This window comes from Ktedonobacter racemifer DSM 44963 (genome assembly GCF_000178855.1).
GTDB classification, from domain to species: domain Bacteria; phylum Chloroflexota; class Ktedonobacteria; order Ktedonobacterales; family Ktedonobacteraceae; genus Ktedonobacter; species Ktedonobacter racemifer.
The window spans coordinates 1,820,537-1,833,274 of sequence record NZ_ADVG01000003.1; the positions used below are offsets into that span (position 1 = coordinate 1,820,537).

Consider the following 12,738-nt stretch of genomic DNA (forward strand, 5'->3'; position numbering starts at 1 on the left):
GAGGACAACATGGAGGAAGAGAGACGGACGCAGGCGAAAGCAGAAGAAAGCGGACAGGCCGCAGCGAGAGAGCAGCAGCGTGATCGCGCTGGGCTGCTGAGGGATCTGGTTAGTGAGATGCAGCGCAGCACCGATGTCTCGACCTTTTTTCTTCAGTTCGTGGCGGCCCGAACAGGCATCCATGCCACCGATATAAAAGTGCTGAGCCTGCTCTCGCGCCTGGGCCCGCTCAACGCGAGCCGCATTGCCGATCTCAGCGGCCTGACAACGGGGGCCATCACCTTTGTGCTCGATCGCCTGGAAAAGCTCGGCTATGCTCGTCGCGTGCGCTCTGCGAAAGATCGCCGCGTTGTGCTCATGGAGCTCAATCCCGAAGCGCTCGCAGGCGGCTTCGGCAACTATTTTATGCGCATGGCCGAGATTACGGTCGAGGCCGCGAGTCTGCTAACTGATGAGCAACTGGATCTAATTGTTCATTTTACGCAGAACCTCAATGCACGGGCGGAAGAGGCGTTGCAAGAAATGAAAAACGATGGCATGTAGCAACGGGACTTACTCCTGTTAGGTCCGAGCAGCGATCGGTGTTCGCGCCAAACTTACCTTCCGCTTGCGCCGGACTCGGGCTCTTCCGCGCAAATGGTGCTGCTCGCTCGCTTAATATTTGCCAAATCGCATCAAGAAAGATAGAATAAGGGCCATTGATATTATGGAGGATTGAGTGATGCATACGAAGGAATTGTCTCCTTTCCCTAAAATCCTCGTTGATGTGGGAGGATATCGACTTGCGGCCTTCTGTGCAGGAACGGAAAGCCCTACGGTCGTGCTGGATGCAGGAATGGGAGATATCAGCGAGGTCTGGCACCAAATACAGGAGGCGGTCTCTCAGTTCACCTGTGTCTGTAGCTATGATCGTGCAGGGCGCGGCCAGAGCGACCCCGGTCCTCTTCCTCGCACCAGTCAGACGGTCGTGAACGAATTGCATACCTTGCTCACTCGGATTGGTCTCCCTGGTCCCTATGTCCTCGTTGGACATTCGTTTGGCGGTTTCAACGTTCGCTTGTACGCTCACCAGTATCCAGATGATGTCGGCGGGATCATCCTGGTTGATTCAGCTCATCCAGATCTTGATTTGGTTGCGCTGCTACCTCCGGAAGCGTCTGATGAGAACAAGAGGATACGTGAGGTACGAACAGTCCTCAGGCAGGAAACTCAGGAGACGGCGAATCCAGAAGGAATAGATCCGGTTGCCAGCGCTGCCCTAGTGTGTGCCATTCCTTCGTTGGGAGCGGTACCCCTCGTGGTATTGACACACACCTCTGAAGTCTGGATAGAGATGCTCATGACTGAATTTCCCGGCTTTCCTCGTGAACTCGCAACAAGACTCGAGCAAGCGTGGCAAGAAGGGCAGAGACATCTTTTACTTCTTTCCTCACAAAGTGTACAGATGGTTGCGCAACACAGTGGACACTACATCCATCACGAGGAGCCTGAGTTGGTTGTGCATGCTATTCGCCAGGTGGTTGACTTGGTCCGAAAACGTAACAGATGAGCGTATCATGTTGAAAGCTTTCGCTTTTCCGGAGACCATTTTTCTTCTCTACAATGCGTGAAGAACCTGTTGACGCAGCAGCGCAAATCCTGCCCGGCCAAACGGTTCTGTCAGAACTGAGAACACAGAAAAGCTTGCCGGATCAGAGCAATGCTCACTTCTTATTTCATTGGCCTATAATGCCGCTTGTACCACTGTTTGCAGGGCTGCAAGACGTTGGAGAAAAGCCTGTCGTTGTTCCAGGAGGGAGATCACTTCGCCCATGGTGCGGCGCAGACGGAAATAATTGCGCACTTCGTCAAAGGCACGACAGAAGCGTGCCGCCGCTTCAATGGTTCCAAAACCACGCATCGGATAGTACCGTTGTTTGATACCCCGATGATCTTGCTCGAGCCGATTATTGAGATATTTGCTCGTTCGATGCTGAACATGGCTGCCCATCGCCTCGCGGATGGCACGCGGATAGGACGTATGACCATCGGTCGTCACCTGTTCTGGTGTATGGCCGATCACATCAACTGCTTGCTTGAAAAATCGCTGCGCTGCCTCCATATTTCGCTTCTCACTCAACAGAGAATCTACCAAATTGCCATCGTGGTTGATCGCTCTATAGAGGTAGCACCATTTTCCACGTACTTTCAGGTACGTTTCATCGGCGTACCACGATGTTCCCGCCTGGCCACGCCGTTTTGTCCGTAATTGGTCCCCAAGCAACGGCGCAAACCGCGCTTCCCAGTCTCTCATCGCCTCATGTGTACACTGGAAGCCCCGCATTAAAAACATCTCTGCGACATCACGCAGACTCAGTTTGTAACGCAGACGCCACAGGACTGCGAGCAGGACAATATCTGTCGGGAACTCCAGATGGTTGAAAGGAGTACCAGTTCGCTCGTTGAAGGTACATCGGCACTGCGGGCAGAAAAAGGTGGTGTATCCAAGTTTGGTTTGCTTCGCTCGTTTCCGGGTCGTCGTGATAGCACAGTGGGGGCAGTTCATCAATCATCATTCCTCATTCCATCCTCTTTTCACAGCATCATCATACCAGAAGGATGGCTGCTCTGCCAAGGGCGTTGCCTGAGTTCTGACAGAACCGGCCCTTGCTCTTACAGGGCTGATTCTTATACATATTTAACAAAGTGATTTGGCAACGCGGCTGAAAAAGCTGTCTGGGAAAGAAGAGCTGACAAACAGAGATGTGTAAGCTCAAGCTTCCCGTCTCGCATCTGATGCTGCCTCCCTTTTGCCATTGTTAAATGTGTATAAGAGACAGGGCTTTAGCCGTGGGGAGTTGTCACATATGTGGTAAATGACGTGAAGAGTGAGCAGGTTTTGACCTCAAGGGTTAGCATTTGCCCTGAAGGGTGAGCAGTACAGCAAGACAGCAGACAAGAAGCCGCCTCAGAAGCGGCTTCTTGTCTGCTGTCTGTGTAAATGCAATCAGCATTCTTGTTGAGACCTGCGTACGATAAATGGGGTGGTCCGAACTCAGCGCCCTCGACTTCTCATCTCGCGATCAAGAGACTCCCGGGTATACTGTATGGCATCGAGAGACTCCTGATCTTGGACGCGCGTTGCTATCTCCTCTTGATCGACCTGCTCGACCCGGGTCTGAATCCACCAGATGTTGCCGAGGGGGTCGCGTACACGCCCTCCCCGGTCCCCCCAGACCAGGCTGGTCATCTCAGTGACGGAAACAGCTCCAGCAGCAAGGGCTTGTTGGTACACGGCATCAGCGTCCTCGACGTACAGACGCAGGAAGCAAGGGGTCTCCGGCCACCCCTCTCTCGTATCAAAGCACCCGACAATCGAGTCACCAATTCTGGCCTCGGCATGTGTAATCATGCCATCTGCATTATACAGGCGGGAGAGCTCCTGCGCCCCAAAGGCGTGTTTCAGGAAATCGAGGAGCCTGGCCGTATCTCGTGAAATAATCCACGGCATCACGGTGGAACAGCCCTCAGGAATCGGTGGCACTGCGTTCGGTTGTGGTGACATCTTCATGCTCCTTTTATGAGATCTCGCTCTCCCCACATTCTACTATCAAAAAAGATCGGAAGCCAGCCTCCTTTGAGGGGAGATGAGGCCACTTTTTGCTCACGTTGGACTGACTCCCGCTTCTCGTCTCGGCATCGTGCGACGAGGTATTCCCCATTCGTCTCAACAAGAATGCTGATTGCATTTACACAGACAGCAGACAAGAAGCCGCTTCTGAGGCGGCTTCTTGTCTGCTGTCTTGCTGTACTGCTCACCCTTCAGGGCAAATGCTAACCCTTGAGGTCAAAACCTGCTCACTCTTCACGTCATTTACCAATATGCACTATTCATCAAGTACTGGAAATTCCGTCACACGCAAGTTCGTACAACCATAGGGGATCAGTGTGAGATCCTCAATGGGTTGCGCTGATGAGACTGGAGAAATAGGGAGCGAACCAGCGGCATTGTGTTCAAGCGTCCAAGAAGGGATTCGCCTCCCCTTTACCCTCAGATGCACAGAGGCTCCTTCTGGAGAGAAAGGGACTGCACCTGGTGAATGAAAGATGACGCGGCAGGAGTGCTCTGGATCTGCCCTCTCCATCTTGAGTGCATAGTTCCAGGGCACCTTTGGATGGACTTCCCAATCAGCATATGGAGGCTCGCCTCGAATCTGCTTCCATTCTTCTTCTATTTTCAGAGCATAGATGAGAGGGCCTCGCTCAACCGAGACACTGGCATGATAGCGCGTTTGTGCGTGTATCTGCATAGGAAGGTGCAGACAAATGGAAGTGGGCCGATACCATTCTTGTTCAACGCGATAATAGGTGCCAGGTTGCATTGGCTCTTTCCTACCATCCTCCAGAATGATGTGAGCACCCTCAGCCCAGGTGGGAACACGTAAAAGAAGGGGGAAACGTATCGGACATTCAGTTGAGACGACAATGTGTACTGTTTCACTAAAAGGATAGTTCGAATCCACTTGGATCTGCACTGGTATTCCTAACAACTGAGTGGCAATGGTACAGGGAGCATAGGTCAGTGCTGCCAGTCCTTCGTCCTGGGTTCTCATCCATAAATGCGTCGCAAACTTCGGCCAGCCCTGATGCATATTGGCCGTACAGCACCCAAAGTGTGGTTCCAGACCAAAAACGTTTGCATCCGCCCCATTAGTTGTATAGATCTTGTCCTCGTCGATTGCGCAAATCACCTGATTTACTTGTTGATCATATTGATGTGCCCACATGTCTGGTTTGAACGTTGCAGGAAGAGCATTGAAAGCGATTCTTTCCCAACGATCAGCCAGAGAGATCTCCCCCAGAATAGCCAGAAGCACTTCTAATGAAAACAAATATTCGACGACAACACATAATTCTGTCCCCTGTGAGGGATTCTTTCCAGCAAGGTTTTCATCTGCCGAGAATACTCCAGTGACTTGCCCATGATAGGTATCGAGCGTCTCAATGATTGTTTGTATGGCTTGGCGGTGCTGCTGCTGTTGAGAGAGGCGATACCAAACAGCCGGTTGCTTCAAGGCCATGCTTGTGTTGACCCCATGATTTTCATGTTCCCAGGTATCCTGCCTCTCTGTATAGAGAAAATGCTCAAAATGCTCTATCCAATCATAGCTTTGGTGTTGAACAGTCTGTATTAACGCAAGAAGCCAATCCTCTTCTCTTCGCTCATACAGCCAGTACAGAGATAAAACAAGATCGGCACTCCGCATCCGAGCCCATGACTTCAGAGATTGCAGAGCAAGCAGTTCTTGCAACCTCTGAAAGAAGCGTACCAGAGCCGGAATGATTCGCGAATCTCCTATTGCCTCCTGATACTGGGTCATGGCTTTGAGTACTACTGATACGGGCCATGGATCATATTCATATCCATCATCCTTGTTTTCTTGCAGAGGGCCGATCCATCCATCTTCATGTTGGTGATCTAGAATATATGTTATCCAATAGTGAGCCTTGGCCTTCAGATGTTGATTGTCGAGAAGAAAGGCTAAAGGAACCAGGCCATCAAGCCAATAGGGACCTCTCTCCCATGCATCTGCTGTTCCACCAATCCAGCCACTGTTTGCAATATCAGGCCAGAATTCGTCGAGGTGTCCAGTTAATCCTTCGGCCTGGATCTGCAACTGACGTAACAGCCACCCAGCTGGACGAATATGGCCTGGTGGAAGAGGATCGAAGGTGGCTCTGACCAGCTTCTTCCTGTTTGGCTGCATGGTTCTTGCTCCTCTCTCTAAGAACAACGACAAGGATTCTATAGGATCAATCTCAGGCTGTCCAGGCTCAAGTGTCTTCTCGGCCATTGTTCACCCCTTTTTGCCCTTCTCTTATCAGTGCGCCTGGAAATCGAGTTATGTAGAACGAGTTGAAAGAGGAGGCATCGTATGTTGAAAATGTACGAATACTTCCTCTTCTCTATGAGCGCGATAGACGCGAGAGACACTTCTTACTCTGGCTTAATGGGGAGCCAGACCTGCATGGGCCCAGCCTCGCGATTGGCCCAGGAGTAGTAAGGGATAGCGGTCAGCGTCGCCGGGGCGTAGGTCGGTTGTTCCTCGCCATAGGTGCGGTAGAGTTGTTGTTGCCAGCCTGTGTCTGTACGCGCGAAGGCTGATGTTTGAGCAGTGACGACGCCACCCAGAAGGTTTTCAGCGTAGTGCTCGCTCCACTGAAAGTCTTTGGGTAGGTACAGATCCCAGACATCGGCCTCGTGGTCGGACTGCTCGACACAGTAGACCAGCGGACCGCGCAGCAGAGCAACGCGCCCATTATTGTTTGAGATGTATGGATGGCTGGTCACGGCGCGCATGAGCAGTGGCAACACAAGTTCTACCTGGTCGCCGGGTTGCCAGGTGCGTTCGATGCGATAATAGCTGCCAGGCTGGATGGGAGGAGGGAGTGTTTCACCATTGACGCTGACCGTCGCGCCATGCGCCCAGGCAGGGATGCGCAGATTGAGGCCAAAGATAGCGTTTGCCTGTTTGGGCTCGATGCTGAGCTTGATCTTACCTTCCCAGGGATAGTTGCTGGTCTGCTTACATTTGAGCACGCTACCTTGTGGCAAACGCACATTGGCCTCACTACTCGTGTAGAGGTGAACCCAGAGGTCAGCGTCCGAGGTTGTGTAGATGTAACCCGGAAGCGAGGCCAGCAAGCGCGCTACGTTGGGTGGGCAGCAGGCAGTCCCGAACCAGGGCTGACGTCGATGCCTGCCACGGTCCGCCAGGGGATTCTGATAGAAGTAGCTCTCACCATCCAGCGAGATACCAGCGAGCATGCCATTGTAGAGGGTGAGTTCCATAGCGTCGGCATAAAGGGCATTTCCGGTGAGTAGAAGGAGGCGCCAGGCCCACATGATATGCGCGATGGCGGCGCAGGTCTCGGTATACGCCTGGTCGTTTGGTAGCTCATAGCTCTCACCAACGGCCTCACCATCGTAGCGTGATCCGACACCTCCCGTGACATAGACTTTATGCTGCTGTAGGTCTGCCCAGAGGGCATTGATCGCATGCAAGAGAGCCTGTTCACCGGTTTCTGTGTAGGCGTCAGTGGCTCCGGCGTAAAGATAGAGAGCACGGACAGCGTGTCCCACTACCTCGTCTTGCTGGCGGAAGGGCGCGTGATCCTGGTAATATGGCTTGCCGCTGATAATGGGAGGCTGTTGACCACGATTGTCGATGAAGAACTGTGCCAGTTTAAGATAGCGCTCCTCGCCCGTATCGCGGGCCAGTTCGACCAGGGCCATCTCTATCTCAGGGTGTCCACAAGTGCCAGGGCGCTTGCCGGGGCCAAAGACGCTATCGATATAGTCAGCGAAGCGGGTGGCGACATCCAGCAGGGTTGTCTTGCCCGTGGCGCGGTGGTGCGCTACGGCAGCCTGGATCAGGTGTCCTGCGCAGTAGAGTTCGTGCATGACCTGTAAGTCTGTCCAGCGCTTATCGGCGTTCTCGAAGGTAAAATACGTGTTCAGGTAGCCGTCTTCACCCTGGGCGGCGGCGATCAGTCCAATGACCTCATCAACTAGCGCTTCCAGTTTCTCATCCTTCTCGGCTGCAAGTGTCCAGGCTACGGCTTCGACCCATTTGTACACATCGGAGTCGTTGAAGAAACGCCCCTGGAAGGGACTCTCGACCTGGCCCGCCGCGCGCCGGAAGTTGTCGAGACGTCCCGTCTGCACGCATTGCTGGTACTGCGAAGGAAGTGTGATGTTACGATTGATCTGGCGGCGTGGTTCCCAGAAACGATCTTGCAGGCGCACCTGGCGCAAGTGTAATGGATGCAGGCGTGCCTGTGGGCTGTAAGTGGTATCTACTACGAATGGCTCGTGAAGGTGAGTATGTGATTCTATTTGTCGCAGAGTCATGGTTTTGTAGAACCTTTCATTGTCAAAAGTGGGCGCGGAAAAAGCCACCTCGCTACGATTTTATGGCACCGGCGATCAGGCCATTGATGTAATAGCGCTGAAGCAGCAGGAAAACGATAATACAAGGGAGTATCGTAATGGTCATTCCGGCCTGGATAGCTCCCCAGTCTACCGTTCCATATTGTCCGCTTTGTGCGCTGATGAGATAGACGGGCATAGTGTATTGATCGCTATCCGTCATAAAGATGAGAGCAGCCAGAAACTCGTTCCAAGCGGCGAATATCGCGAACAGTGCCACCGTGACCACGCCGGGAAAGATGACATGGATGAGCACGCGGTAAAGCACACTTACTGAGCTGCAACCATCAATATAGCCCGCCTCCTCTAACTCTTTAGGCACGCTATCGAACGAGTTGCGCATCATAAAGATGGCGAAGGGGAGTTGGAAAGTCGTGTAGACCAGAGCCAGTCCCAGAAGTGTGTTCTGGAGCCCTAAGGAATGTAAGAGCAGGAATAGGGGCGTCAGGATGGATTGGAAGGGAATCATCATCGTGGCAAGAATGACCATAAAGATGATGTCTTTCCCCGGAAACTTGAAGCGTGAGAAGCCGTAGCCTCCTAGAATGCTGAGCACGAGCGTCAAGACAACTGTGACAATAACGACAAAGCCGCTATTGAGCAGATAATTGACGATACCAGTGTTCAAGATGCTGGTATAATTCTCGAAAGAGATGTGTGACGGCAGAAATGTCGCTGGCGATTGCATGGACTCGCTGGCTGGCTTCAGGCTGGCAAGGATAGACCATCCTATGGGAAAGAGAAAGATCAGGGCGAGTACAGTGCAAACGATATAGTAGAGCGCACGGGTTACAGGCGCTTTGGCCTGAAGGCGGTGCTTTGATTGAACTTTCATTGGGATAGCCATGCTACTTAAGCCTTCCTTTCTCGAAAAAGGACCGCACCTCTAGTATTGAGTATCATCGCGTAAGAGATATAACTGAATGACGCTCAGGATAATCAGAATGATGAGCAGGATGATAGAAAGCGCCGAGCCGTAGCCAAGCTTGTAGTACGTAAACGAATTGTTGTAGATCCAGTACACAACCGTAATGGTGGAGTTTTGTGGACCACCGTGCGTCATAACATAGAACTGGTCGAACGCCAGGTATGAGCCAATCACTGAGAGCACAAGTGCCAGCGCGAAGGTACGTTTCAAGAGCGGCAGCATGATATAACGGATGCGCGCCCAACGTCCAGCGCCATCCACGTTGGCAGCCGCCAGCAACTCATTGGGAATGGCATTCATCCCCACGACCAGGAAGATCATCGTTGAACCTACAGTTTTCCAGACGACCATGACGCCGATAGCAATGAGCGATGTTGTCGAATCAGCAAGCCAGACGATGGGTTCTTTGATGAGATGCAGACGCAGCAAAACGCTGTCAAAGATGCCAAACTGATCGTTAAACATCCATGTCCAGAGCAGGCTCGCCGTGCTAAGACCAATCACAACGGGGATAAAGTATGCCGTGCGAAAGACTCCTACCCCCGGTACCTGCTGACGAATGAGTAGAGCCAGGATAAAGGCAATAATAAAGATCGCAGGCGTCACAATGATCGTGTATTTGGTTGTGAACCACAGGCTCTGCCAGAATGTGCTATCCGAGGCCATCTGGATATAGTTTTGCAGTCCGATGAAGTGATGGTCACCAAGCAGGGGCCAGTCATAGAGAGACATAACAGCCGTCATGATGAGCGGAACCAGGAAGAAGACCGCCACGAAGAGCACGCTGGGGAGAACGAATAAGATCCCGGCCCAACGCTGTTTCCGCTCGAATCTGCCGGATGCACGCGTCTGCTTTTTCCCTACAAGCACACTTTGACTGCTTTGGGCGTACATAAACATGTCCTTTCTACCAGAAAAGCGCCTTTGAGGGCCCCTGGCTTGAGCCATGGGGGTGCGCAGAGGCGTTCCTTGTTCGGGGAAGGGTGGTCATTTCCGTATTCGCACCCCTCCATGAGAATCCATAGGTATGAACAAGACCTATCGATTCCGGCTGTATCCGACCAAGAAACAGCAACGTCTGCTCAACGAGTGGCTCGCCCTCTGCTGCGAGACCTATAATGCTGCCCTGCAAGAGCGGCGCGATGCCTACCGCATGGCTGGGGTCTCCCTTGGCTTCGCCCACCAGTGCGCGGAACTCCCCGCGTGCAAAGCGGTGCGCCCGGAACTCGCACAGGTCAACGCCCAGGTCTTGCAGAACGTGCTCAAGCGCGTGGACCTGGCCTTCCAGGCCTTCTTTCGTGGGCGCAAGAAGGGCGAGAAGATTGGCTTCCCACGCTACAAATCCAGGTTTAGCTATCATAGCCTCACCTTTCCTCAGTACGGCGAGAAGGGCTGTTTCTCCCTCTCGGGCGACGGCAAGCTGGTCCTCTCCAAACTCGGCCATGTCAAGATGGTCCAGCACCGGCGCATGCAGGGCACCCCCAAGACCGCCATCGTCAAGTGCTCCCCCACGGGCAAGTGGTTCGTTTCGATCTGCTGCGCCCAGGTCGGACCCGAGGTCCTGCCCCCGTCAGATGCCTGAGTGGGCGTGGACGTCGGGCTCACCACCTTCGCCACCCTCTCCGATGGCACCGCCATTGCCAACCCCAGGTTCTTTCGCGCGGAAGAGCAGGCTCTCGCCAAGGCCCAACGCCGCCTCGCCAAAACGGCGAAAGGAAGCAAAGAGCGGGCCAAACGCCGTCAAGTGGTCGCCCGGGTGCATGAACGCATCGCCAACCGGCGGGAGAACTTCGTCCAGCAGGAGTCGCGGCGCCTGATCAACCGCTATGGGCTGATCGCGGTTGAGGCCCTGGTGGTCCGCAGCATGGCCAAGAACCCCTCCTTGTCCAAATCGATCAGTGATGCAGCCTGGTCGGCCTTTTTCGCCGCCCTGGTCGCCAAAGCGGAGGACGCTGGGCGACGCGTGGTGAAAGTGCCCCCTGCATACACCTCACAGACCTGCTCGGCCTGTGGTCATCGCCAGCCCATGCCCCTCTCGGTCCGCCTCTATGAGTGCTCCGCCTGCGGCCTGGTGATCGAGCGAGATCACAATGCCAGCTTGAATATCTTAGAACAAGCCGTGGGACGACACGGCTGCGTCATTCCGCAAGCCCCCGCCTTGTAGGCGTGGGGAGTCGTCACTAAATAGCACGGCGAGAAGTGGCATAAACCAGGAGAATCGCAGCGCCGGAGTATTTAGTCGAGAAGTGCCTAAGAGGTATCTCAGGCGATGTTGCGTCGTATATGATGCGACATAACATCGCCTAGAACCTCTGACGCCGATTGGATAGCTTAGCTATTGAGTATCTTGGTGAACTGGTCTTGACCTGTCTTCATGGCGTTATCGACCTGTCCATCGAAGATAGCCTTTTGCAGCATAGCCAGCCAGGGACCATTTGTGTCGTTAAAGAGTTGATTATAGTGGACCGAATAGGGTGTACGACCCTTTGCCATGGCCTGCGATGTGGTAACATAGCGTGGATCGAGCTTGCTATATTTGTTCTCAGCAAGGTCGGTACGGACTGGAATACTACCGTTTTTGGCGAACTGGTTGATCTGGACATCCTCAGAGAGCGCCCACTTGATAAAGTCGGAGGCTTCATTGACGTGCTTGGAGCCACGAGGAATGCCGATGGTATCTCCACCCGCGAAGGATGAGAAACTGCCGTTTTCGCCAGGCAGATAGGTAATGCCGAAATCGATATCTGGATGCTGCTTCTTGAGCGTGCCGATTGAGAAGGCTCCACTACCCACCATGCCGACTTTACCTGTGGAGAAGGCATTCAGCCCGTTTGAGCCATCATCGACCTTGGCACCTGCGGGAATCTGTCCCTCGTCCCACAGGCGTTTGTAGAAGTTCAGCGCGTCCTTAACTGCGGGGGATGAAGTGATGGTCGCCGTCTTGCCATCATCACTCAGCACATCGCCGCCGCTGGCCCAGATGTAGGGAAGATAGGTGAAAGCATTGCAGCCCGCGCAGCGACCGGAGAAGTAGTATCCCTTCACGCCGTTGCCGAGCGCGGTAATCTTCTTGGAATATGTCTCTAGCTCGCTCCAGTTGGTCGGAGGCTTGTTTGCGTCCAGTCCTGCCTGCTGGAAGAGTTTCTTGTTATAGAGGAGCACCGAACCCTCGGCGCTGAAGGGCAGAGCATAGAGTTTGTCATTGTAAGTAGAAAGGCGAATGTGGGAAGGGCTGAGTTTATCATAGAACGAGAGCGAATGCGCCATATTGGTAATATCGGTCATCTCGTTAGCAGCCGCGAAAGAAGGCATATATACGAGATCGATAGCTACGACATCAGGCGAGTCTCCGCCCGCGACAGCGGTACCAAACTTGGTCACAAACTGCGCGTCTGGAATGGTCGTCAGTTTAACCTGCGTTTTGTGGCTGGCGTTATAGGTGGTGACCAGTGGGCGTACAAAATTCTCATCAGCCGCGCGAACCCAGAAGGAGATCGTATTGGCGTCGGACCCATTTGACCCCAGTGCCGAACAGCCGAGCAGGCTTGTTGAGACGGCTACACAAGCGAACAGCAGGCTTACAGCCCGCCATAAGTTTCGCATCTTCATTGCTAAATATCCTTTCCTCTTCGTTTGATGTGCTGCAATGCACCCAATACCCGTTCCTGGTGAAAAACTATGGAGGCTCTACCTTGTTTGGGTTCCCCCTTTCTAGAAGCATTCAACATGTCTACATGTTGCAATTATGTCCGCATGACGGCAAAACATGTCCTGACCATTACATTAGAGAGTGATGATCCCTGTGATATGTCTACAGACAGTTGTGAAAATACTTTCC

At 53.3% G+C, this 12,738-nt stretch carries 11 protein-coding genes; 4 read left to right on the top strand and 7 right to left on the bottom strand.

What is annotated here, in order from left to right:
• The first annotated feature begins 9 nt into the window (after positions 1-9).
• On the top strand, positions 10-543 hold the full coding sequence (locus KRAC_RS37055) for a MarR family winged helix-turn-helix transcriptional regulator (protein ID WP_007916302.1): 534 nt from the start codon (positions 10-12) through the stop codon (positions 541-543).
• 178 nt (positions 544-721) lie between these two features.
• Positions 722-1,549, top strand: a complete 828-nt coding sequence (locus KRAC_RS37060) for an alpha/beta fold hydrolase (protein ID WP_007916304.1) — start codon at positions 722-724, stop codon at positions 1,547-1,549.
• A gap of 174 nt (positions 1,550-1,723) precedes the next feature.
• Here the strand turns inward: KRAC_RS37060 and KRAC_RS37065 are convergent, their stop codons facing one another.
• From KRAC_RS37065 to KRAC_RS37090, 6 genes are all read right to left on the bottom strand, one after another.
• Entirely contained in the window at positions 1,724-2,545 is an 822-nt protein-coding gene (locus KRAC_RS37065; RefSeq protein ID WP_007916306.1) for an IS6 family transposase, read from the bottom strand.
• 489 nt (positions 2,546-3,034) lie between these two features.
• Entirely contained in the window at positions 3,035-3,544 is a 510-nt protein-coding gene (locus tag KRAC_RS37070; RefSeq protein ID WP_007916308.1) for a VOC family protein, read from the bottom strand.
• Positions 3,545-3,866: 322 nt separating this feature from the next.
• On the bottom strand, positions 3,867-5,747 hold the full coding sequence (locus KRAC_RS37075) for a beta-L-arabinofuranosidase domain-containing protein (protein ID WP_007916310.1): 1,881 nt from the start codon (positions 5,745-5,747) through the stop codon (positions 3,867-3,869).
• Positions 5,748-5,977: 230 nt separating this feature from the next.
• Positions 5,978-7,894, bottom strand: coding sequence for a glycoside hydrolase family 127 protein (locus KRAC_RS37080; RefSeq protein ID WP_007916311.1), 1,917 nt, complete (start codon positions 7,892-7,894; stop codon positions 5,978-5,980).
• 52 nt (positions 7,895-7,946) lie between these two features.
• A complete protein-coding gene (locus tag KRAC_RS37085; protein ID WP_007916313.1) occupies positions 7,947-8,819 on the bottom strand; it encodes a carbohydrate ABC transporter permease in 873 nt (290 codons plus the stop codon).
• A gap of 39 nt (positions 8,820-8,858) precedes the next feature.
• The gene (locus KRAC_RS37090; RefSeq protein ID WP_007916315.1) at positions 8,859-9,794 is read right to left on the bottom strand and encodes a carbohydrate ABC transporter permease; all 936 of its coding nucleotides are present in this window, start codon (positions 9,792-9,794) and stop codon (positions 8,859-8,861) included.
• 133 nt (positions 9,795-9,927) lie between these two features.
• Between KRAC_RS37090 and KRAC_RS76735 the strand changes: the two genes are divergently transcribed.
• Together KRAC_RS76735 and KRAC_RS76740 are read left to right on the top strand one after the other, a co-directional pair.
• Complete coding sequence (locus KRAC_RS76735; RefSeq protein ID WP_052568869.1) at positions 9,928-10,482, top strand: RNA-guided endonuclease InsQ/TnpB family protein; 555 nt, start codon at positions 9,928-9,930, stop codon at positions 10,480-10,482.
• A gap of 6 nt (positions 10,483-10,488) precedes the next feature.
• Positions 10,489-11,064, top strand: coding sequence for an RNA-guided endonuclease InsQ/TnpB family protein (locus tag KRAC_RS76740; RefSeq protein ID WP_244422435.1), 576 nt, complete (start codon positions 10,489-10,491; stop codon positions 11,062-11,064).
• Between the two features lie 167 nt (positions 11,065-11,231).
• Here KRAC_RS76740 and KRAC_RS37100 read toward each other — a convergent pair whose 3' ends face one another.
• Positions 11,232-12,509, bottom strand: a complete 1,278-nt coding sequence (locus KRAC_RS37100; protein ID WP_007916317.1) for an ABC transporter substrate-binding protein — start codon at positions 12,507-12,509, stop codon at positions 11,232-11,234.
• Positions 12,510-12,738 lie beyond the last annotated feature (229 nt).